A 23,720-nucleotide genomic window follows, 5' to 3' on the forward strand; every position below is an offset into this window, starting at 1 on the left:
TCAGCCCGCCGGCCGGGCCAGCAGGGTGCGCACTCCCTCCGAGGTGAGCGTCAGCGCGTGCGCCGAGCTGCCGTCTATGGCGAGCGAGAGGTTGTCCTCGGGCCACTGCGAGGCGAGCGCGCCGAGCGGCACCACGCGGTAGCGGGAGACCGTCGGCAGCAGGCCGGTCAGCTCCCCCTCCGAGGTGAACACGGGGACGACGGGGTCGCCGTCGGGGCGTTCCAGGACGGGCAGGGCGATCATCGCGGGGTCGGCCGCCTCCGCGGCGTCGTCCGGCACCGGGACCAGCACGTCGCTGTGCGCGAGCGTGTCCAGGGCGGTGGGGTCCTCGGCGTTCACGGCCAGCGTGTCGAGCGCCCGCTGGGCCGGCGTCGGGAAGTCGTGTGCGGGTGTCTCCATGGCAGATCCCCAGGTAGCGGTGGTGGTACGGGCCGCAGGACCGGCAGGGCACCGGGCGGCCACGCCACGCGTACCCGGTCGGGGCCGGGACATGCGCCGGGACCGGCAGGGCTTTCGCCCTGCCCGGTGATGCCGCGCCGCGATCCCGGCGGCTCCCGGCCGGAAACCACCGGCCGGGGGTGGCGGGGGCGGAGCGAGGGGTGGTGCGGGGGCAGTTCCCGGTGGCACGTGCCTCGCGCTCCGTCCCCCGGCGTCACTCGCGGCGCGGGCACCGGGGTAGGGGTAGCCGCGGAAGGTGACGGTCCGTGTCCGACCTGTCACCCCTGCGACGCGAGAGAAGGAATGCGATGTCGGTCGAGACCGGTACGACGCCCGAGGCGGGCGCCGAGGAGCGGGAGCAGCAGAGCCTCGGTACCGCCGCGGCACGGAATCTCACCACGACGACCAAGTCCGCACCCCAGATGCAGGAGATCAGCTCACGGTGGCTGACCCGGACGCTGCCGTGGGTGGACGTGCCCGGCGGCACCTACCGCGTCAACCGCAGACTGTCCTACCGGGTCGGCGACGGCCGGGTGACCTTCGTGCAGACCGGTGCGCAGGTCGCGGTGATCCCCGCCGAGCTGGGCGAACTGCCGTTGCTGCGCGGCTTCGAGGACGGCGCCGCGCTGCAGGCGCTGGCAGCGCGGTTCGAGCAGCGGGAGTACGCGCCGGGGCAGGTGATCGTGGCGGCCGGCCGCCAGGCCGACCATGTGTATCTGATCGCGCACGGCAAGGTGGAGCAGGTCGGGTCGGGGCCCTACGGCGACGAGGCGGTCGTCGGACTGCTTGCGGACGGCGACACCTTCGGCGGCCGGGTGCTGGCCGGACTCGACGGCGCCTGGGAGTTCACGGCCCGCGCGGCGACGGCCACCACCGTGCTGGCGTTGCCGCACACGGCGTACCGGGAGGTGGCGGACCGGCACGCCGACCTGCGGGCGCACGTGGAACTGGCGGGGCTGGACGGGCACCGGGAGACGAACGCCTTCGGCGAGGCCGGGATCGCGCTCAGTGCGGGCCATGCCGGCGAGCCGGACATCCCGCACACCTTCGTGGACTACGAACCGGCGCCGCGCGAGTACGAACTGAGCGTCGCCCAGACCGTGTTGCGCGTCCACACCCGGGTGGCCGACCTCTACAGCCGGCCGATGGACCAGACCGAGCAGCAACTGAAGCTCACCGTGCAGGTGTTGCGGGAGCGCCAGGAGCACGAGCTGGTCAACAACCGGGACTTCGGCCTGCTGCACAACGCCGACCACGGCCAGCGGATCTCCACGCACGCGGGCCCGCCCACCCCCGACGACCTCGACGAGCTCCTCGCCATGCGGCACGACACCACGCACCTGTTCGCCCACCCCCGGGCGATCGCCGCGTTCGGCCGGGAGTGCAACAGGCGCGGCCTGTACTTCGGGAGCGTGGAGGTCGGCGGCCACCACCTCCCGGCCTGGCGGGGCGTCCCGCTGCTCCCCTGCGGGAAGATCCCGGTCACCGGGGCTCGCACCTCCTCCATCATCGCGCTGCGGGCCGGCGAGCAGAACCAGGGGGTGATCGGCCTCCTCCAGACGGGCCTGCCGGGCGAGAAGGAACCGGGCCTGACCGTCCGTTTCATGGGGATCAACGAACAGGCGGTCGCCTCCTACCTGGTCACCGCGTACTACTCGGCCGCCGTCCTGGTCCCGGACGCCCTCGGCATCCTGGAGAACGTGGAGGTGTCCCGCTGGGGCTAGGCGCTCCGCCAGGCGCTCCGCTGGGGGGGCCGCGTCGTCGGTCGTCTGGGGCGCCGTCGTGGCTGGTCGCGCAGTTCCTCCCCCAGCCTTCGGCCGGGGGTACCCCCAGCGCCCCTTACGGGGCGCTGCAGCAGCGCGGTTGACTTCATTCGGCGCGCTCAGCCCAGCAGTTCGGCGGTCGTCGTCACCCGGATCAGCGGGCGGTAGAGGTCCAGCAGGTGCAGCGCCTTCGCGTGGGAGTCGTCGTCGGCGCCCGCGCAGGCGTCCGCGACGACCAGGACCTCGATGCCGGCGTCGGCCGCCGGCAGTGCGGTGGACAGGACGCAGCAGTCGGTGCTGACGCCGGCCAGGACCAGGCGGCCGTGCGGGGTGGCCAGGGCGGCGAGTTCGGGGGTCCATTTGCCGAACGTGGGGGCGTCCAGGACGACTTCGGCCTGCTGCTCGAACTCGTCGGTCAGGCGCCAGAGTTCGGCCTCCGGGGGCTGGAGCGCGAAGGGCCACCGGTCGTAGTAGGCCCGCCAGGCCCCGGTGGGGTGTGCGGGGGCGACGAAGCGGGTGAAGACCGTGCGGTTCCCGAACGCCGGGAGCAGGCGTCGTACGCCCGCGGCCGCCTCGGCGTAGCGCGGGGCGGCCCAGGGGCTTGCGGAGTCGGCGAAGACGTGCTGCATGTCGATGACGGCCAGGAGGCCGGGTGGGGTGGTCATACGGTTGATGCCGAGGCGATGGCGGGCAGGCTCTCCTGGGTCCGGACCCGGCCGCGGCCCAGGGCCAGGGTGCCGAGGAAGCCGAGCGCCAGGGCGGCCAGGACGCCGAGGTTGGCGTACGCCCAGGCGCCGGACTTGCCGCCGAGGCCGAGCGGTCCGAGCAGATAGCCCTGCCAGGTCAGCCAGCTCGCGGCGGTGTTGGTGACCAGGCCCCAGCCGAGGGCGGTGGCGGCCAGGGTGAGGAGCAGGGGCAGGAGGGGGACGTCGCCGTAGCGGCCGGCGGGGCGGTAGAGGTCGGCCTCGTCGTAGTCGCGGCGGCGCAGCGCCAGGTCGGCGAGCATGATCCCGCACCAGGCGGAGATCGGCACGCCGAGGGTGGTGAGGAAGCCCATGAACTGGCCGAGGAAGTCGTCGGCGAAGAAGACGATGTAGACCGAGCCGGCGATCATCAGGACCCCGTCGACCAGGGCGGCGAGGTAGCGGGGCACGGGCAGACCCGCGGAGAGGAGGGCCAGCCCGGAGGAGTAGATGTCCAGGACCGCGCCGCCGACCAGGCCGAGGACGGCGACGACGGCGAACGGGACCAGGAACCAGGTGGGGAGGATGGTGGTCAGCGCACCGATGGGGTCGGCGGCGATCGCCTTGTTCAGGCTCTCGGAGGAGCCCGCCAGCAGCAGGCCGAAGACCAGCAGGAGGAGCGGGGCGACGGAGCCGCCGAAGGTGGTCCAGCCGATCACGCCCCGGCCGGAGGAGGCGCGCGGCAGGTAACGCGAGTAGTCGGCGGCCGCGTTGACCCAGCCGAGGCCGAAGCCGGTCATCATGAACACCAGCGCGCCGATGAACTCCTGGGCGGAGCCGGACGGGATCGCGTTCACCGTCGCCCAGTGGATGTGGTCGGCGACGAGGACGACGTAGACGACGGTGAGGACGCCGGTCACCACCGTGATCACGGTCTGCAGCCGCATGATCAGGTCGAAGCCCATCACACCGCCGGCCACGGTCAGCGCGCAGACCACGATCAGCGCGACCACCTCGGTCTCGGTGCCGCCGCCCCAGCCGAGCCGGGTGAAGACGGTCGCGGTGGCCATGGTGGCCAGGGCGGTCAGGACGGTCTCCCAGCCGACGGTGAGCACCCAGGAGACCACCGACGGCAGCCGGTTGCCCCGCACGCCGTACGCGGCCCGGCTGAGCACCATGGTCGGTGCCGAGCCCCGCTTTCCGGCGACCGCGATGAAGCCGCAGAGCAGGAAGGAGACGAGGATGCCGAGGACGCCGGCGGCCAGCGCCTGCCAGAAGGAGATGCCGAAGCCGAGCGCGAAGGCGCCGTAACTCAAGCCGAGGACGGAGACGTTCGCGCCGAACCAGGGCCAGAACAGGGTGCGCGGGGTGCCCTTGCGGTCGGCGTCGCCGATCACGTCGAGCCCGTGCGTCTCGACCTGGAGCTGTCTGCCGGGTTCCCGTGTGTCCGCCATCGTCGGCCCATCTGTCCAGGTGTGTTGGCTGGAGGCTAGGTCGGCCGTCGGCGGGGGTCAAGGACGAATGATCAGCCGGGATCGGCACAGCGGCCCCGGACGGCAGCCTTCCGCACCCCGCCGGACCTGCGGCTCCGTCGACCGCGCGGCTCCGCAACCCGCTTGGACCACCCCGATTTGACACCGCCCATGATCCATTCCAACCTATGCTCATGAAATCCATTTTCAAAAGGAGCGACGGTTAGCCATGCGTGTTGCCTTCGTCGGCAAGGGCGGCAGCGGCAAGACGACGCTGTCGGCCCTCTTCACCCGTCATCTGGCACGGTCCGGCGCGCCCGTCGTCGCGATCGACGGTGACATCAACCAGCACCTGGCCCACGCCCTCGGCCTGGACGAGGACGAGCTGTTCACGGCGCCGCCGCTGAGCGCGCGGACCGGTGAGATCAAGGACTACCTGCGCGGCACCAATCCCCGGATCGCGTCCCGGGAGGCCATGGTCAAGACGACACCGCCGGGGCACGGCTCGCGGCTGCTGCGGCTGCTGGGCGACGACGAGGTGCACTCCCGTCACGTCCAGGAGGTCGGCGGGGTGCCGCTGATGGTCACCGGGGCGTTCGCCGGGAGCGACCTCGGGGTGGCCTGCTACCACTCCAAGCTCGGCGCGGTGGAGCTGTACCTCAACCACCTGGTGGACGGCCCCGGCGAGTACGTGGTCGTCGACATGACGGCGGGCGCCGACGCCTTCGCCTCCGGTCTGTTCACCCGCTTCGACATGACCTTCCTGGTGGTCGAACCGACCCGCAAGAGCCTGTCCGTGTACCACCAGTACCGGGATCACGCGGCCGAGTTCGGGATCCCGGTCGCCGTGGTCGGCAACAAGGTGACCGGCGCGGACGACCTCGCCTTCCTGCGCGAGCGGGTGGGCGAGGACCTGCTGGCCCACTGCGAGCTGTCGCCGCACGTCCGCGCCCAGGAACAGGGACGTGACGGCGGCGGGCTGGAGCCGCACAACTCCCGGGCCCTGGACCGGCTGCGGGCGGCGGTGGACGCGCGGCACAAGGACTGGGACGCCTTCCAGCGGCACGCCGTGGAGTTCCATCTGCGCAACGCCGCCGCCTGGGCCGACGCGGCGACGGGCCAGGATCTGGCCACGCAGGTCGATCCGGACTTCCGGCACGGCCCGGCGGCACTGCCCGCCTTCGCCTGAGACGCCGGTCTCCCGTCGCGCGGATCCCTTCTGCACAGACCCTCCTGAACACCCCCTTTCCGTAACCCCTTTGAAAGAACAGGACACCGCCACATGTCGCTCGACGTCTCCCCGCAGTTGCTCGCCGAAGCCGAGAACGGCGCGGTACGGGAGGAGGACTTCATCGAGACCGTCCGTACGTCACTGCCGTACGCGTACGGCCTCGTCGCCCGGCTGGCCGCCGAACTACGCGGCGGCACGGCCGAGTTCGCCGACAACCAGACCCCGCCGCCCTCGGAGAGGGAGCGCGGGCAGCTGCTGCGGGCGCTGTCCTCCGACGCGATCCGGGGCAGCCTGGAACGGCACTTCGAGGTCGCCCTCGCCTTCCAGAACTGCCACCGGGTCGCGGTGTTCCCGCCCGGCGCGCGGGGCGGCGAGACGCACACCCGCTTCACCTCGACGCGCGCGCAGATCCTCAACCAGTCGCCGGAGTTCCGCGACTGCTGAGTTCCCGCCGGGCGGCCCCACGAAGGCCGCCCGGCACCGCGGTCGACCGCTTCACGCACCGACCTCGGTGGCGCGCGAGCCGTCGGCCCGCAGGCTCCGGGCGACGGCGTCGGCCGCCGCCCGGACCTGCGGGGCGAGTCTGAGCGGCTGGACGACCTCGACCGGACCGAACACGCCCACGGCGGCGATCACGGCCCCGCGGGAGTCGCGCACCGCCATCCCGAAACCGTCGCGCTCCTCGGTGAGTGTGCCGCGCATGACGGCGTGTCCCTCCCGGCGCACCTTGGTCAGGGAGCGCTCCAGCAGGGCACCGTCGGTGACGGTGTGCGGCGTGTAGGCCTTCAGCGGACCGGAGCAGACCTCCTTCTGTACGGATTCGCTCGCGTGGGCGAGCAGGACCAGGCCGACCGCGGTGGCGTGCAGCGGCAGGCGCCGGCCGGTGTCGCCCCAACGGCCGGAGAACTCCGCGTCGCAGGAGACGAAGCCGAGGCAGACGCCCTCGGCTCCCTCCCGGATCGCGAGGATGGCGGCGGCCGAGGACTGCGCCTGCAGGGTGACCAGGTGCGGGAGTGCCCGCTCGGCCAGGGTCGCGGCGCGCGGCGCCAGGGAGCCCGTCTCCCACAGGCGCAGTCCGATGCTGTACGCGCCGTCGGCGGACCGTTCGAGAGCGCCCCAGAGCTGGAGCTTGTTGACGATGCGGTGAACGGTGGCGACGGGCAGCCCGGCCCTGCGGCTGATGTCGCTCAGCGACAGGGTCCGGTTGTCCTTGTCGAAGGCGCCGAGGATGCTGAGCGTCCGGTCGACGACCGAGCGCTCCGGTACGGCGGAGTGGGGAGTGGTCATCCCGATCAGTTCCCTTCACGTCGTGGGTGCTTGCTGACTCCTGCGTGCACCAAGGGTGATCTGACATCGGGCGGCCGCCTCTATCATTGAAGCGTCAAGTGGCCAGTGAAAGGTCGATTCCGGAACGTTCATGGTCGATTTCGCATCGTTACCGATCCCCGTCATCGCGTACACCCCTGTCTGCCGCCCGGGCCTCGGTATCGCGTTGACGACCGTGCGCGAGCTGCACGCCAAGGCTCCCCCGGAGCTGCTCACCCGGCCGCACCGGCTGGCCTTCCACCAGATCGTGCTGTTCACGGAGAAGTCGGGCTCCTACGGTGTCGATTCCACCCGCTTCCCCTGCGGCCCGGGCACCCTGCTCTGGACCCGGCCCGATCAGGTGGTGCAGGCCTGTCCGGCAGCCGGGGCGGACGGCGACGTCATCATGTTCACCGAGGCGTTCCCGCTCCAGATGGGCCCCCGGATGGGGCTGCTCGACGATGTGCTGCGCCCCTCGCACTGGGTGCTCACCGAGCAGGAACTCGCGGCGTTCCAACAAGTTCTGAGCCTGCTTCAGGAGGAGTTCCAGCGGCCCGACCGGGGCTTCGGCGAGGAATTGCTGAAGCATCTGCTGGCCGTCGTCCTGCTCCATGTCGACCAGGTGTGCCGCCATCGTCACCCGGACGGCGAGGACGGCGCCCCGAGCGGGGAGGCCGGCGAACTGTTCATGCGGTTCCGCCGCGAACTGGACCGTTCCTACGGCTCCACCCGGCTGGTCGAGGACTACGCGGACGCCCTGAACTGCAGTCCCCGTGCCCTCGCCCGGGCCTGCCGCGCCTTCGCCGGCACCTCCACCAAGGACCTCATCGACGCCCGGGTCGCGCTGGAGGCCCGCCGGCTCCTGGTCCACACGGACCTGCCGATCAGCGCCATCGCCCGACAGCTCGGCTTCTCCGAGGTGACCAATTTCGGGAAGTTCTTCACCCGGCGGGTGGATATGACACCGGGCGCGTTCCGTCGTGAGGCAAAGGCCCGCAGTCAACCGTAAGGTGCCGTCGCGAAGCGGCATTTCACCTTCCAGTCACTTGATCCGCCACCAGGTAGACGCCTGTCAACCCGGATTTCTTTCCACTCTCCGGAAGAGCTGTTGTTCAGGATTCCGATAGCTGGCAAGACTGTGGCCTGCGTGCTTCGGGCGGCCACTCCGAAGTCTTCGCCGGGCTCGCGGGACCGTACCCCCGCCCACGCGACGCAGCACCCCACCGAAGCGGAGCGCGCCGAAGACTTACTGACAAGTAATTCGCAGTGCCCGAAGGCGTTCCGGGAAATGTGACGCGCCCGACGATTCCGCGGGCTTTACGGCCGTCTATGGCAGACGTGCGCCCATTGCCCGCGCGCCCCACCCACCCTCAGGGAAGGACGACCATCATGGCCGCAGTGACCGCTCGTGAGGCCGAGGACTGGCTCATCGGGAAGATCGCACACCGCCTGGGCGTGGCAGACGACGAGGTCTCCCGCGAGGTGTACTTCGACGAACTGGACCTCGACTCCACCGAGGCGCTCATCCTCGCCGGCGAGATGGAGAACTGGCTCGGTTTCGAGCTGAGCACCACGACGCTGTGGTACCACCCGACTGTCAAGGACCTGGCCGCCTATATCGCGGAGGAGAGTTCCCAGCGTGCGGCCGCCGCGTGAGCTGACGCCGCCGGTCGTCCGCCCGTTCCGGCAGGCCGGGCCCGGCGGCCGGACGGTGTACGTGGTGCACCCCGGCGCGCTGGCGGCGCAGGTCTACCGGGGGCTGGCGGACGCCCTGCCGGAGGGCGACGGACTGACCGTGCTCGATCTGTCGGGCGTCGCCGAGTACGCGCAGGCGGCGCTGAACGGCGGCCGGGCCGCGACCACCGTGCAGGACCTGGCCGACGGCCTGGCCGCGCACCTGGAGCCGGAGCAGGGCCCGTACACCCTGGCGGGCTGGTCCTTCGGCGGGGTCCTCGCCCACGCCATGACCCGCTCCCTGCCCGCCGGCCGGCTCCCCGGGTCCCTGGTCCTGCTGGACAGCATCGCGCCCGTCGACGCGTACAAACAGCCCGACGACGCGCTCGAACCCGCCCTGCTCCTTGGCTGGTTCGCCATGTACCTGGGCGCGAAGCGCGACCGTGCCGTCGGCGTCGACCCGGCGGCGCTCGCCGGGCGCGGCACCGACGAGGGGCTCCCCCTGGTGCTCGACGCGGCCGTCGCGGCCGGGGCGCTCGCCGCGGACACCCCGCTGCCCGGACTGCGCAAGCTCTACGACACCTACGTCGACGGGCTGCTGCGCAACAACCGCCTCACCGCGCCGTACCGGCCCGGACCCGCCCCGCTCCCGCTGGTGCTGGTCAAGGCCGAGCGCGGACTGCTCCCCGAGGACGCCTCCCTCGGCTGGGAGTCCCTCGCCGCGCGCGGGCTGACCGTGCGCCCCTGCCCGGGCGACCACTACACGATGCTCGCCCGTCCCGACGCGCTCGCCGTGCTCGCACCGCTGCTGCACGCCGCGTAACTCCCTTTCTCTTTCCCCCCTTTCGCGTGTCACCCCCAGGGCCCCGTACCGACCCGGGCTGTCCAGGCCCCGTCCGACCAAGAGAGCCTCGCCGTGAACGCTTCGCACCGCTCGTCCGACCTCGATCGCCGGCTGGCCCGCGATCCCATCGCCGTCGTCGGCCTGTCCGCCCTCTACCCCAAGTCGCGTGACCTGCGCGAGTTCTGGGCGAACGTGGTCTCCGCCGCCGACTGCATCGAGGACGTCCCCGCGACCCACTGGGACGTGTCGGAGCACTACGACTCCGACCCCGCCGCCCCCGACAAGACGTACTCCCGGCGCGGCGGCTTCATCCCCGACGTCCCGTTCAACCCGCTGGAGTTCGGGCTGCCGCCCAACACCCTCGAAGTCACCGACGTGCTCCAGCTGTTGAGCCTCGTCGTGGCACGTGACCTGCTCAAGGACGCGGGCGCCGACCAGGACTGGTACGACGCCTCGCGCACCGGGGTGGTCCTCGGGGTGACCGGCGCCAACCAGCTCACCCAGCCGCTGTCCGCCCGGCTGCAGACACCGGTGCTCAAGGAGGTGGTCCGCTCCTGCGGGCTCTCCGACCGGGACGCGGAGGAGATCGCGGAGAAGTTCAAGCTGGCCTTCGCGCCCTGGGAGGAGAACTCCTTCCCCGGCATGCTGGGCAACGTGGTCGCGGGCCGGATCGCCAACCGGCTCGACCTCGGCGGCACCAACATGACGATCGACGCGGCCTGTGCCAGCTCGCTCGGCGCGGTCAAGTCGGCGGTCAGCGACCTGCTGGAGCGCCGCTCGGACATGATGCTGGTGGGCGGCTGCGACGCCGAGAACACCATCTTCATGTACCTGTGCTTCTCCAAGACGCCCGCGTTCTCCAAGGCCGGGCGGATCCGCCCGTTCGACGCGGACGCCGACGGCACCCTGATCGGCGAGGGCATCGGCATGCTGGCGCTGCGCCGCCTCGCCGACGCCGAGCGCGACGGCAACCGGATCTACGCGGTCCTGCGCGGCATCGGCTCCTCCAGCGACGGCCGCTTCAAGTCCATCTACGCCCCGCGCAAGGAGGGGCAGATGGCGGCGCTGCGCCGGGCGTACGAGGACGCGGACGTCACCCCGGACTCGATCGAGCTGTTCGAGGCGCACGGCACGGGCACGGCGGTCGGCGAGGCGACCGAGCTCTCGGCGCTGTCCGCGGTGGTCTCGGAGTACACCGGGGAACGGCAGTTCGCGGCCGTCGGCAGTGTGAAGTCGCAGATCGGGCATACCAAGGCGGCCGCCGGCGCGGCCGGCATGATCAAGCTGTCGCTGGCCCTGCACCACAGGCTGCTGCCGCCGACCATCAACGTGGACCGGCCCAACCCGGCCATCGACTGGTCCGAGAGCCCGTTCTACGTCGGCACCCGCACCCGCCCCTGGATCCGGGACCCGCGTCGGCCGCGGCGCCGGGCGGCCATGTCCTCGTTCGGCTTCGGCGGCACCAACTTCCACCTGGTGCTGGAGGAGCACGGCGACGGGGACGACCTGCGGGTGATGTTCCCCGTGAGCCGGACCTATGTATGGCATGAACCTGACATGAATGGTCTGGTGCGGGCGGTGGACGGCGGGGCCGAGCCCCGCACCGGCCCCGCACCGCACGGCCACCCCCGGCTCGCCCTCGTCGCCCGCTCCGCGGCCGAACTCGCCGAACTGCGCGCCCTGGCCGCCGAGCGGCTGCGGGCCGAGCCGGACGCCGAGGCCTGGTCGCACCCCAAAGGCATCTACTTCCGCCGCTCCGGCGCCGACCTCGGCAGGGTCGGCGCGCTCTTCGCCGGCCAGGGCAGCCAGTACGTCGAGCCCGGCCGGACCGCGGTGCTCGCGCTGCCTCCGCTGCGGACGGCCTTCGACCGGGCCAACGCGGCCTTCGGCGACCACGAACTCCCGCTGTCCCGGGTGGCGTTCCCGCCGCCCGCCTTCGACGAGGTGACCCGCGCGGCCCAGGAGACCGAGCTGCGCCGCACCGAGTACGCCCAGCCCGCGATCGGCGCCCTGGCGGCCGGACAGTACCGGTACCTGACCGGACTCGGCTTCACGGCAGACGGGTTCCTCGGGCACAGCTTCGGCGAGCTGGCCGCGCTGTGGGCGGCCGGCGCGATCGACGACGACACCTACTTCACGCTGGCCCGGGCCCGCGGTGCGGCGATGGCCCCGCAGGGCGACGCGGACGCCGGGGCGATGGCGGCCGTCACCGCCTCCGCGGAGCGGGTGGACGAACTGCTCGCGCAGTTCGGAGAGTTGACCGTCTGCAACCGCAACGCGGCCGACCAGATCGTGGTCGGCGGTGCCACCGAGGCGGTGGAGCGCTTCGTGACGGCGGCGGAGGCGGCCGGGGTACGGGCGGTTCGGCTGCCGGTGTCGGCGGCCTTCCACACGCCGTTCGTGGCGCACGCGGTGACGGAGTTCGGGCGGGCGGTCGCGGACGCGGCGATCGGCGAGCCGGACCGTCCGGTGTTCGCCAACTCGCCCGGCGCGGCCTACGGTCCGGACGCCGACGCCAACCGGCGGACCCTGGTGGACCAGCTGGTCAAGCCGGTCGAGTTCGCCGACCGGGTCGAGGAGATGTACGCGGCGGGCTTCCGTACGTTCGTGGAGTTCGGGCCGAAGGGTGTGCTGACCCGGCTGGTGGACCGGATCCTCGGGGAGCGCGAGCACTTCGCGGTGCAGCTGGACCCGGGCAGCGGCGGCGACGCCGACCTCACCCTGAAGCGGGCCGTGGCTCAACTGGCCGTGCTGGGGCTGCCGTTGGCGACCGCCGACGACTATGTCGCGGAGCTGCCGGATGTCGAGCCGGTCAAGGGGATGACCGTGCCCCTGAACGGAATCAACCATGTGCCCGAGGCACGCCGGGCCGCGTATCGCGAGGCGCTGGAGCACGGGTACCGGGTGGCGCTGCCGACGGCCGCGGCACCCGTGGCCGCGCACGCGGCGGCAGCTGCCGCCGCGGTCACCCCGGCCGCCGCCCCTGTCTCCGCCCCGGCCGTCGCTGCCGCGCCGGTGCCGGTCGCCGTGTCCGCCGTGGAGGCCCCGCTGTCGGTCGTCGAGACGGCCGTGCAGCACCCGGTGCCGGCGCCCGAGGCGGCAGCGGAACAGCTGCCCGCCGTCGCCCTGCCCCGCCCCGCAGACGTCCTGGAGAGCGAGCTCGTGGAAGAAGCGCACCCCGCCCCGGTACCCGCCCCCGCCGACGACCGGCTCTCCGAGCTGATCGCCGACCACCTGGCACTGCACGACGACTATCTCAACGGGCAGCTCAGCAACGCCCAGCGCATGATGGGCCTGCTGGAGCGGGCCGACGAACAGGGCCGCGTGGACGACGTGATCCCGGGTGTGGCCTCCGTCAAGGAGCACGGGCTGGCCATCGGGCGTACGCATCTGCGGGCCAACGAGATCCTGCGGGACCTGGCGTCGATGGAGTTCGGGCAGGCCGGGACGCCCGTGGCACCGCCGGCCCCCGCCCCGGCCGCCGTACCGCCCCTGGCAGCCGCGCCCGCCGCGCCCGTGCAGGCGCCTCCCGCCCCGGCGGCGCTCCCCCAGGCACCGGCCGCGTCCGCCGCACCGCTCCCGCCCGCGCCGCCGGCCGCCGCGCCCGCCCCCGCCGCGCCCGTCCCCGCCCCCGTTGCCCCCGCGCCCATGGCCGGGGCCTCCGCCGACGATGTGGCCGCGGCCCTGCTCGACGTCGTGTCGCAGAAGACCGGTTACCCGGCGGAAATGCTCGAACTCGGCATGGACGTGGAGGCGGACTTGGGCATCGACTCCATCAAGCGCGTCGAGATCATGGGCGTCCTCCAGGAGCAGTTCCCCAGCCCCACCCCGGTCGGCCCCGAACAGCTGGCGGAGCTGCGCACGTTGAGCGAGATCGTCGGCTTCGTGCTCAGCCTCGGCGGTGCGAGCGCCCCGGCGCCGGCCGAGACGTCCGTGCCCGGCACCGCGTTCAGCACCGAGGCCGTGACGGCGGCTCTGCTCGGTGTCGTGGCGCAGAAGACCGGCTACCCCGCCGACATGCTCGACCTCACCATGGACGTCGAAGCCGACCTCGGCATCGACTCCATCAAACGCGTCGAGATCATGGGCGTTCTGCAGGAGCAGTTCCCCAGTCCCACCCCCGTCGGCCCCGAACAACTCGCCGAACTCCGCACGCTGAACGAGATCGTCGGCTTCGTGCTGGAGCTCGGCGGCGAGCGCCCGGCCGCGGCCCCTGCGCAGGCCGCCCCTGCCACGGCCGTCTCCGCCGACGACGTGCGCGCCGCCCTGCTCGGTGTCGTGGCCCAGAAGACCGGCTACCCCGCCGACATGCTCGACCTCACCATGGACGTCGAAGCCGACCTCGGCATCGACTCCATCAAACGCGTCGAGATCATGGGCGTTCTGCAGGAGCAGTTCCCCAGTCCCACCCCGGTCGGTCCCGAGCAGCTGGCCGAGCTGCGAACGTTGGGCGACATCGTGGGCTTCGTGACCGGGCTCTCAGACGGCGCAGGTGCCGAACCCGCCCCCGCGGCGGCCACCCAGCCGACCACCACCACCGCCACCACGGCCTCGGCCCCTTCGCCCATCGGCCGCGGCCACGCCGCCCTGCTGGACCTGCCGCTCCCGGACCGCCTGGTCGGCGCCTACCCGCAGGGGGCGACGGCGCTGGTCGTGGACGACGGCAGTGAGATCGCCCAGGCCGTCGCCGCGCGGCTCGGCGGAAGTGGCTGGCTGGTGCGTGTGCTGCGGCTGCCCGGTGTCCCGCAGCGCGTCGCCGGGGCCGCCGACCTGCCGCTGACCGGCTGGGGTGCAACCGAACTCGCCGCCAGGGTGGAGGAGTTGGGTGCCGATCCGCTGCACCTGGCCGTCACGTTCGCGGCGGCGGACGGGCTGCCGTGGGCCGAGGGCGTCCGCCGCCTCGCGCACACGCTGCTCACCGCCCGGCACCTGGTCGCCCCGCTCACCGCGGCCGCCGCGACGGGCCACCGTGCCGCCTTCGTGACCGTCACCCGGCTGGACGGCGCCTTCGGGCTCACCGGTGTCGCCGAGGACGCGGCTCCGGCCGGCGGCGTGGGCGGTCTGGTGAAGACCCTCGCCGTGGAGGCGCCGGAGCTGTTCTGCCGCGCGCTGGACCTGGCTCCGGGGCTGGGCGCCGACGCGGCGGCCGACCTGGTCCTGGAGGAGCTGTCCGACGCCGGGACGAGCCCGGTCCAGGTGGGCCGTGACGGGGTCCGGCGGGTCGCGCTGACACTCGGCGAGCAGGACCCGGCCGCCGGCCGCACCGGCGCCCCGCTCTGCGCCGACGACCTCCTGGTCGTCACCGGCGGCGGCCGCGGCATCACCGCCCGCTGTGCCGTGGCCCTGGCGGCCGCGCACCGGCCGGGTCTGCTGCTCCTCGGCCGAACCGCGCTCGGCACCGAGCCCGCGTGGGCGAACGGGCTGACCGACGCGGGCGCGCTGAAGGCGGCGGCCGTCGAGCAGCTCAAGGCGGCCGGTGAGAAGCCCACCCCCAAGCGGGTCGAGCAGCTCTACCGGTCCGTGGCCGGCGAGCGGGAGGTCCGGCAGACCCTGGCCGAGATCCGCGCGGCCGGCGCCGAGGCCGAGTACCTTGCCGTGGACATCACCGACGCGGCCGCGACCGCCGCCGCCCTCGCGCCGTACCGGAAGCGGATCACGGGACTGGTGCACGGCGCGGGTGTGCTCGCGGACCAGCTGATCGCCGCGAAGAAGGCCGCCGAGATCGAGCGGGTCTTCGCCGTCAAGCTGGGCGGGCTGCGCTCGGTGGTGGCCGCGCTGCCCGCCGAACGGCTGCGCCACGTCCTGCTGTTCTCGTCGGTCGCCGGGTTCTTCGGCAACCGGGGCCAGTCCGACTACGCGATGGCCAACGAGGTCCTCAACGCCTGGGCCGGCGCCTTCCGCGCCAACCACCCGCAGGCGCATGTCACTTCGCTCAACTGGGGCGCCTGGGACAGCGGGATGGTCTCGCCGCAGATCAAGGCGGTCTTCGAGGAGCGCGGCATCGCGCTGATCCCGGAGGAGACCGGAACCCGGCTGTTCGCCGGGCAGTTCGCGCCCGAGCGGGCCGGGGACACGGTCGTGGTGCTCGGTCCGACCACGCCCCTGTCGGTGCCCGGGCGCACCGCGCCGGCGGCGCCCGTCGTGCTGGAGCGGGACCTGTCCGCGCTGGCCGGCGAACCGCTGATCGCCGACCATGTGATCGGCGACGCGCCGGTGCTGCCGGCCACGGCGGCGCTGGGCTGGGCGATCGGCTCGGTCGAGCGGCTGACCGGCGCCGAGGTCGCCGAGGTCCGGGACTTCGCGGTGCACAAGGGCGTCGTCTTCGACGGCGAGGCCGACGCCGGGCGCTTCCAGCTGACCGCCGACCCGGTGCCGGACGGCACCGAGGCCGACGTGGCGATCCGCTCGGTCGGCGCGGACGGGACCGTACGGCCGCGGTACGCGGCACGGGTGCTGTTCGGCGCCGGTGCGGCGCCGGCTCCCCGGATCGGCGGGCTCCCGGCGCCGGGCGGCGGCAGCGACGCGCAGGTCTTCTACGCCGACGGCACGCTGTTCCACGGTCCGTCGCTGCGCGGGCTGCGCCGGGTGCTGGAGTCGGCCGAGGCGCGGCTGGTCCTGGAGTGCGCGCTGGCCGAACACCGGCCCGCGGGCGGGGCGTTCGGGTCCGCGCGGTACGCGCCCGGCACCGCCGACCTGCTGCTGCAGGCCGCGCTGGTGTGGATGCGGGTCAACCGTGACACGGCGACGCTGCCGGTCGGGGTGGCCCGGGCCGAGCTGTTCGAGGCGCTGCCCGACGGCGAGCCGTTCCTGGTCGTGGTCGAGCCGCTCCAGGCGGGCGGCACCGGCGCGACCCTCACGGTGACGGCCTGCGCTCCCGACGGCCGGGTGCTGACCCGGCTCACGGGTGTGTCGCTGGTGTCCACCCCGCAGCTGGCCGCCTCGTTCGCCCGCCGCTGAGCCGACGCCGACCTGTGGACCGCCGGTCCCGGCGGGCGGACCTGTGTCACCGCCCGCCGGGCCGGCCTCCTGGAGGAAACAGCGCTATGAGCAAGTACGCGATCGTCGGCATCTCCTGCCTGTTCCCCGGGGCAGAGACTCCCGACGCGTTCTGGAGGAACCTGCGCGACGGCGTCGACAGCCGCACCGAGGGCGGCCCGGACGTCTTCGGCCCGGCCCCCGACCCGCGTGTCGCGGACCGGGAGCACGCCATCACCTGTGTGCGCGGCGGCTTCGTGACCGGTTTCGAGTTCGACCCGACCGGCTACCGGCTCCGCCCCGAGGACCTGACCCGTCTGGACCGTGTCTTCCACTGGTCCCTGCACACCGCCCGCGAGGCCCTGCGCGACAGCGGCCACGCGGACCGCCCCGAACTCCTCGCCCGCACCGGCCTGGTGGTCGGCGACTACTCCTTCCCCACCCCGGCCTCGGCCCGCATCAGCCTGCCCCTGGTCCACGAGGCGGTCCTGGACGGCGTACGGCGCTCCGGGCACCCGGCACCGGCACCGGCCGCGCTGCTCGACCCGGCCGCCGTGCACCCGGCGGACGCCCGGGTGAGCGGCGCGCCCGCCCGGATCGCGGCCGCCGCCCTCGGCCTGGGCGGCCCCCGCTACGCCCTGGACGCGGCCTGCTCCTCGGCCCTGTACGCGCTGAAGCTGGCCTGCGACCACCTGGCGGCCGGGCAGGCCGACCTGGTGCTGGCGGGCGGGGTCTGCGCACCCGACCCGACCCTCATCCACCTGTCCTTCTCCGACCTGCACGCCTATCCCGAGAACGGGATCAGCCAGCCCTTCGACGCCCGCTCCACCGGCATCCTCACCGGCCAGGGCGCGGGCATGGTCGCGGTCCGGCGGCTCACGGACGCGCTGGCGGACGGCGACCGGATCTACGCGGTCGTCGACGGCATCGGCCTGTCCAACGACGGTGCCGGCCGCCATCTGCTGGTCCCGAACCCGTCAGGTCAGCTCGCGTCGTACGAACTCGCCTACGCCCGCGCCGGGTTCGGCCCCGACGAGGTCGACTACCTGGAGTGCCACGCCACCGGCACGCCGGTCGGCGACGGCACGGAGGCAGAGTCGGTCGTCGGCTGGTTCGGCGCGCACGGCGGTACGGTGCCGCCGCTGGGCTCGGTGAAGGGCAACCTCGGCCATCTGCTGACCGTGGCCGGCCTGAGCAGCCTGCTGAAGGTGATCCTGGCGATGGGCCACGGCGAACTGCCGCCGACCATCGGGGTCGGCCAACCCCTCACCGACGCCCTCCCGTTGGTCCGCGAGGCCCGCTCCTGGCCGGACGGGCGTCCGGGTCCGCGCCGGGCGGCTGTCTCGGCGTTCGGCTTCGGCGGTACGAACGCCCACGTCGTCCTCTCCCAGGAGGCCGTGGACGAAGGGGAGTCGGAGCCCGCCGTGCCGCCGACCCTCGACATCGTGGGCCTCGGCGCGCACTTCGGCACCCTCGACTCGGCCGCCGCCTTCGAACGCGCCCTGCACGACGGCACCGACGCCTTCCGGCCGCTCCCCGAACACCGCTGGCGCGGCCTGGAGGAGACCGCGGGCGGCACCCTGGAACGGGCCGGACTCGACCGGGCGCACCTGCCCGAGGGCGGTTTCGTCGACCGGATCGAGATGGACCCCGCCGGCCACCGCATCCCCCCGGCCGACCTGCGCAACTACAACCTCCAGCACGCCCTGATGTCCAAGGTCGCCGACGAGGCGCTGCGCGACGCCGGGTACGACCGGACCGTGCCGCCGGGCGCGAAGGCGCCGCAGGCACGCCGGATCGCGGTCGTGGTGGCGATGGAGATCGAGCCCAGCGCCCATCTGCACCTGGCCCGGCACGGCATCGGCGACTTCCTTCAACGGGCTTACGCCGAGGCCGGGTTGGAGCTGCCCGGCGATCTCGCGCAGGCCGCCCGGGAGGCGATCCACCGGCCGATCGTCGCCAACGAGGTGCTCAGCTACATCGGCAACATCATGGCCAGCCGCATCTCGTCCCTGTGGAACCTGACCGGCCCGTCGTTCACCGTCTCCTCCGACGCGGCCGGCGCCGCCGAGGCCCTCCAGATCGCCCGGCTCCTGCTCCTTGACGAGACCGTGGAGGCCGTCCTGGTCGGCGCGGTCGACCTGGCCGGCTCGCCCGAGAGCCTGCTGCTGCGCGGCACGGCACCGGTCCCGGGCGCGGGCCTGACCTTCGGCGACGGGCAGCGCGGCGTCCGGATCGGCGAGGGCGCGGGCGCGGTCGTGGTGACCCGCCCGGGGGCCCGGCGGGCCCAGCGGGTCTATGCGCGCGTCGACTCCGTCGCCGTACGGCACTCCGCTCCCGTCGACGGCCGGCTGCCCGAGGCCGACGCGGACGCCCTCGCGGAGGCCGCGGGGCAGGCGCTGGCCGCCGCCGGGATCGGCCCCGGCGACATCGGCTACCTGGAGGCGCACGCGGGCGGTACGGCGGTGCGGGACGCAGCCGAGGTGGACGCCCTGGCGCGGGTCTACCCCGCCGGTTCGGGCACCGTGGCCCTCGGCAGCGCGAAGGCGCAGGTCGGCGACACGGTGGGCGCGTCCGCGCTGGCCGGACTGTTGCGGGCGGTGCTGTGCCTGCACCACGGCTACCTGCCCGGCGTACCGGGCTGGCGCAGGCCCGCGCCGGAGCTGGCGGAGCGGTTCGCGGCGTCGGCCCTGCACGTGCCGGACGCGTCCCGGCCCTGGCTGCGCACCGACCACACGCGGCGCCGGTACGCCGCCGTGAACGTCATCGGCTCCGACGGCGCCCACGGCCATCTGGTGCTGTCCGCGGAGGGCACCCGCGGCGACGTCGCCCCTGTCGACTGGCGGCGGGCCGGTGCTCCGGCGCTGCTGCCGCTGGGCGCGGCGGACATCGACGGGCTGCTGGCCGAGGTCGCGCGCCACACGGAGCTGCTGGACGCGGGCGCCGACCCGTACCATCTCGGCCGGGCCGCTGCCGAGCGGCTGCCGGGCAGCGCCCTGCGGGTGGTGCTGGTCGGCCGGGACCGTGAACAGCTGCTCCAGCAGCTGGAGTCGGCCGCCCGCGGCCTGCGCGACGCGTACGCCACGGGCGAGGAGTGGACCACTCCGGCGGGCAGTTGCTTCGCACCCCGCCCGATCGGCCCGGACGGCAAGGTGGCCCTGGTGTACCCGGGTGCCTTCAACTCCTATCCCGGGCTGGGCCGCGACCTGTTCCGCATCTTCCCCTCCCTTCTCGGCGGCTTCGAGTCGGAGGCGGGCGACCCGGACCGGATGTTCCGTGCCGCCCAGCTGTATCCGCGGACCCAGACCGCCCCGGAGCGACGGGACCTGATGCGCCTTGAGGGCGAACTCGGCGAGGACATCCCGTTCATGCTCGCCACCGGCACCACCTTCGCCATCCTCTACACGGACCTGGTCCGCGAGCGGCTCGGCGTCACGGCGCACGGCGCGTTCGGCTACAGCCTCGGCGAGTCCAGCATGCTGTTCGCCACCGGCGGCTGGCGGCGATCCGCCCGCCGCGACGACCGGATCAGCGCCACCCCGCTGTTCCGGGGCCGGCTGACCGGCCCCCGGCGCACGGTCCGGGAGCTGTGGAACCTGCCCGACGACACCCCGGACGAGGCCGTGTGGGGCAGCTTCGTCCTCCTGGAGTCGGCGGACCGGGTCACCGAGGCCCTGGCCCGCCACGACCGGGTCTTCCTCACCCACGTCAACACCCCCACCGAGGCGGTCATCGCGGGCGATCCGGTCCAGTGCCGGGCGCTGATCGAGGAGTTGGGCTGCCCGTCGGCCCGCTCCCCCGTCGGCTCGGTGATGCACTGCCCGGTCGTGGACGGCGAGCTGGCCGGCCTGGCCGAGCTCAACAACCATCCGACGGGCTCCGTGGGCGGCCTCGAACTGTTCAGCGCCTACGACTACGAGCCCGTCGGCGACCTCGACTCGGCGGAGGTGGCCCGACGCATCGCCCGGACCCTGCGCTCCACCATCGACTTCCCGAGGCTCGTGCGCACCGCCTACGACCGGGGGTTCCGCTACTTCGTCGAGACCGGCCCCGGGGCCACCTGCACGCGCTGGGTGCACGACACCCTCGGCGACGCCGCGCACGTCGCGATGCCGGTGGACCGCCGGGGCGTGCCGGCCGCCCGTTCGGTGGCCCAGCTCGCCGCCCGGCTGGTCGCCCACGGCCTGCCGCTCGACATGGCGGGCCTGCTCGGCCCGGACCCGGTGACCGCCGGGCGCGCCCCGCTGCTGCGGGTGCCGGTCGGCGGCGGCCCGTCCATCCTGGCCGGGATCGCGGAGCGTACGAAGCCCGCCGTGCCCGTCCCGGCCCCCACCTCTGTCCACGGCGCCCGTGCGGAAGAACGCGCGCCGTCCGTCCGTACGGCCGTACCGGCACCGGTGGCCGCCCCCGTCGACGCCGAGGACGCGCGGCCCGCCCCCGTGGCCGCCGTCTCGCTGGAGGTAACCGACCTGATGCCCGCCGACCCGACACTCGAAGACACCGAGGTCATCACCTTCGACGGCGAACCCCTCGCGTTCCTGCCGTGGACGGAACAGACGGAAGAGCCCGTACGGCCCGAGACACCCCGGCCACGCCCGGCCTCGGCCCCGCGCCCGGCCACGGCCCCGCAGCCGGCTGCCGCGCCCGGCGGCTCCGCCGCCGACCTGCTCCGTGACATACGGCAGCAGATGGTGGCCACGCACTCGGTGGTCATGGAGACCCAGCGCGTCCTCCAGGAGCACACCCTCACCCGGACGGAAGCGCTGCTGGACGCCGGCGCACCGGCCCCCGCACCGGCCCGGCCCGCCGGGCACGCGACCACCGGGCCCGTGGTCGCCGGGCCCGTGGCCGTCGAGCCCGTGGTCGTCGAGCCCACGGCCGTGCTGCCCCCCGCCGAGCCCCCCGCGCTGCCGGCCGGCTCGCCGCGCTCCCCGCGCACCCCCGGCGTCATCTGGGACGAGCAGCAGCTCCTCGCCTTCGCCACCGGCCGCCTCACCGACGTCTTCGGCCCCGAGTTCACCGAGATCGACGGCTACGCCAAGCGCGTCCGGCTGCCCGCGCCGCCGTACCACTTCGTCACCCGCGTCACCGCGCTCCAGGCCGAGACCGGGGTGTACGAGCCGTCGTTCATCCGCACCGAGTACGACGTGCCCGAGGACGCCTGGTACGCGGTGGACGGCGGAGTGCCGCCGGCCGTGGCCATCGAGGCCGGCCAGTGCGACCTGCTCCTGATCAGCTACCTGGGCATCGACTTCCGCAACAAGGGCGAGCGCGTCTACCGGCTGCTCGACAGCAAGCTGGTCTTCCACGGCGACCTGCCGCGCACCGGCCAGACCCTGCGTTACGACATCTCGATCAACCGGTTCGTCCGGCAGGGCGACACGACCCTCTTCTTCTTCAGCTACCTCTGCTACGCGGACGGCGAGCTGATCCTCGAACTCAAGGACGCCTGCGCCGGGTTCTTCTCCGCGGCGGAACTGGCCACCCCGCTCGGCGTGGTCATCACGGCGAAGGAGAAGCAGCGGCGGGAGGCGCTGACGAAGACCTGGTTCAAGCCGCTGGCGGACACCGACCGGAACCATCTCACCGCCGCCGACCTGGAGTTGCTCGCCGAGGGGAAGCCGGGCGAGGTCTTCGGACCGCACCACGCCCAGGACCCCGGCCTCAACCCGGCGCTGCGGCTGCCCGACGCCCGCCTGCGGATGGTCGACGAGATCCGCATCGACCGCACGGGCGGTCCGCGCGGGCTCGGTGCGATCACGGCGTACAAGCGTCTGGTGCCGGACGCCTGGTACTTCGAGTGCCACTTCCCCGACGACCCGGTGCTGGCCGGCTCGATGGTCGCGGAGGGCGCGGTGCAGACCCTCCAGGCCTACCTCCTCCACCAGGGCATGCACCTGGTGCTGCCGGACGCCCGCTTCCAGACCGTCATCGGCCTGGAGACCGAGGTGCAGGTGCGCGGCCAGATCACCCCGGAGCACCGGGAGATCCGGTACGAGATCGAGGTCATGGAACTGACGCTGCTGCCACGGCCCTCCGTGATCGCGGACGTCCTGGTGTACCTCGGCGACAAGGCGGTGATCCGGATGCGGAACTTCGGCATCCAGGTCCGCGAGAAGGACGGCACCGCGTACCGTCCGCCGCTCGGCGGTGTCCCCGGGTTCCTCGGCCGCCGCAACCGCTCCGGCGAGCCCGCGATGATCAACGAACTGCACCTGGCGCACGCCGCGAAGGGCGACCTGGGGACGGCGATGGGCCCCGAGTTCGACGTCTACAAGGAGAGCCGGGCGCCGTACATCCCCAACGGGGACTTCCAGTTCGTCGACCGGATCATGCGACTCAAGGGTACGCGCGGTGAGTTGAAGCCGGGCGCCGAGATGGTCACGGAGTACGACTCCCCCGCCGACGCCTGGTACTACCGCGAGAACTCCCACCCGCACCTGCCCAACTGCGTCTACATGGAGACGTCGTTGCAGGCGGCGATCCTGCTCGGCTACTACCTGGGGGCCACCCTCAAGCAGCCGGAGACCGAGTACTCCATCCGCAACCTCGACGGCAGTGCCACCCTCGTCAAGGACGTGGACCTGCGCGGCAAGACGATCCGGCACCACTCCACGCTCCTGATGACCAGCGCGGTCTCGGGCGCCGTGCTCCAGAACTTCCGCTACGAACTCTCCGCCGACGGCGAGGTGTTCTACACCGGCGAGTCCCTCTTCGGCTACTTCAGCGAGGCCGCGCTCGCCAACCAGCTGGGCCTGGACAGCGGCACGTACGTGGCACCCTGGATCGAGCAGGCGAAGCCGGAGAACGTCCGCCGCATCGAACTCTCGGACGACGCCCCGCAGTTCGGCGGCGAGCTCCGCCTCCCCGCCGGTCACTTCCACCTCGTGGACCACGTCGACCTGGTCGAGGACGGCGGCCGGCACGGCAAGGGGTATCTCCACGGCCACCGCGCGATCCGGCCCGACGAGTGGTACTTCGACTGCCACTTCCACCGCGACCCGGTGATGCCCGGCTCGCTCGGTGTGGAGGCGATCCTCCAGGCCATGCGCCTGTACGTGCTGGAGCGGGGCCTGGCGGACGGCATCGAGCGCCCCCGGTTCGCGCTCGGCACCGGCATCGCCATGAGCTGGAAGTACCGCGGCCAGATCCTGCGCCACGACGGCGAGCTGAGCTTCGACGTGCACGTCAAGGAGGTCCGCCGGGACGGCGACCGGCTCGTCGTGGTCGCCGACGCCGACCTGTGGAAGCCGGGGCTGCGCATCTACGAACTCACCGACGTGGCCATCGAGGTCCGTCCCGACGACACCCACGCCTGATGCTTCGAGGAGACGT

At 73.2% G+C, this 23,720-nt stretch carries 12 protein-coding genes; 8 read left to right on the forward strand and 4 right to left on the reverse strand.

All coding sequences use genetic code 11. The features are described 5' to 3' along the window. Positions 1–399, reverse strand: a complete 399-nt coding sequence (locus tag SSP29_RS39255) for an SseB family protein (protein WP_089105719.1) — start codon at positions 397–399, stop codon at positions 1–3. 347 nt (positions 400–746) lie between these two features. Here SSP29_RS39255 and SSP29_RS39260 point away from each other — a divergent pair, with 347 nt between their 5' ends. Beyond that, positions 747–2,162: a family 2B encapsulin nanocompartment shell protein gene (locus SSP29_RS39260; protein WP_089105720.1), complete on the forward strand. Its 1,416-nt coding sequence runs from the start codon at positions 747–749 to the stop codon at positions 2,160–2,162. Positions 2,163–2,320: 158 nt separating this feature from the next. Here the strand turns inward: SSP29_RS39260 and SSP29_RS39265 are convergent, their stop codons facing one another. Both SSP29_RS39265 and SSP29_RS39270 read right to left on the reverse strand, forming a co-directional pair. Next, positions 2,321–2,866, reverse strand: coding sequence for an isochorismatase family protein (locus SSP29_RS39265; protein WP_089105721.1), 546 nt, complete (start codon positions 2,864–2,866; stop codon positions 2,321–2,323). Continuing rightward, a complete protein-coding gene (locus SSP29_RS39270) occupies positions 2,863–4,338 on the reverse strand; it encodes a purine-cytosine permease family protein (RefSeq protein WP_089105722.1) in 1,476 nt (491 codons plus the stop codon). Before SSP29_RS39270 ends, SSP29_RS39265 begins: the two co-directional genes overlap by 4 nt. A 247-nt stretch (positions 4,339–4,585) precedes the next feature. Between SSP29_RS39270 and SSP29_RS39275 the strand changes: the two genes are divergently transcribed. Both SSP29_RS39275 and SSP29_RS39280 read left to right on the forward strand, forming a co-directional pair. After that, on the forward strand, positions 4,586–5,545 hold the full coding sequence (locus SSP29_RS39275; protein WP_089105723.1) for an ATP-binding protein: 960 nt from the start codon (positions 4,586–4,588) through the stop codon (positions 5,543–5,545). A gap of 93 nt (positions 5,546–5,638) precedes the next feature. Next, on the forward strand, positions 5,639–6,031 hold the full coding sequence (locus SSP29_RS39280) for an SCO5389 family protein (protein ID WP_089105724.1): 393 nt from the start codon (positions 5,639–5,641) through the stop codon (positions 6,029–6,031). A 51-nt stretch (positions 6,032–6,082) separates the two neighbouring features. Here the strand turns inward: SSP29_RS39280 and SSP29_RS39285 are convergent, their stop codons facing one another. After that, positions 6,083–6,874: an IclR family transcriptional regulator gene (locus tag SSP29_RS39285; RefSeq protein WP_089105725.1), complete on the reverse strand. Its 792-nt coding sequence runs from the start codon at positions 6,872–6,874 to the stop codon at positions 6,083–6,085. 130 nt (positions 6,875–7,004) lie between these two features. Here SSP29_RS39285 and SSP29_RS39290 point away from each other — a divergent pair, with 130 nt between their 5' ends. The 5 genes from SSP29_RS39290 to SSP29_RS39310 all read left to right on the forward strand — a co-directional run bounded on the left by SSP29_RS39290 (position 7,005) and on the right by SSP29_RS39310 (position 23,704). Beyond that, complete coding sequence (locus tag SSP29_RS39290; RefSeq protein ID WP_089105726.1) at positions 7,005–7,901, forward strand: helix-turn-helix transcriptional regulator; 897 nt, start codon at positions 7,005–7,007, stop codon at positions 7,899–7,901. A 380-nt stretch (positions 7,902–8,281) separates the two neighbouring features. Then, positions 8,282–8,548: an acyl carrier protein gene (locus tag SSP29_RS39295; RefSeq protein WP_089105727.1), complete on the forward strand. Its 267-nt coding sequence runs from the start codon at positions 8,282–8,284 to the stop codon at positions 8,546–8,548. After that, complete coding sequence (locus SSP29_RS39300; protein WP_089105728.1) at positions 8,532–9,389, forward strand: alpha/beta fold hydrolase; 858 nt, start codon at positions 8,532–8,534, stop codon at positions 9,387–9,389. Before SSP29_RS39295 ends, SSP29_RS39300 begins: the two co-directional genes overlap by 17 nt. A gap of 93 nt (positions 9,390–9,482) precedes the next feature. Further along, on the forward strand, positions 9,483–16,367 hold the full coding sequence (locus SSP29_RS39305; protein ID WP_089105729.1) for a type I polyketide synthase: 6,885 nt from the start codon (positions 9,483–9,485) through the stop codon (positions 16,365–16,367). Between the two features lie 86 nt (positions 16,368–16,453). Continuing rightward, the gene (locus tag SSP29_RS39310; RefSeq protein ID WP_089105730.1) at positions 16,454–23,704 is read left to right on the forward strand and encodes a beta-ketoacyl synthase N-terminal-like domain-containing protein; all 7,251 of its coding nucleotides are present in this window, start codon (positions 16,454–16,456) and stop codon (positions 23,702–23,704) included. Positions 23,705–23,720: the final 16 nt, after the last annotated feature.

This window comes from Streptomyces hyaluromycini (assembly GCF_002217755.1).
In the GTDB taxonomy this organism is placed as follows: Bacteria; Actinomycetota; Actinomycetes; order Streptomycetales; family Streptomycetaceae; genus Streptomyces; species Streptomyces hyaluromycini.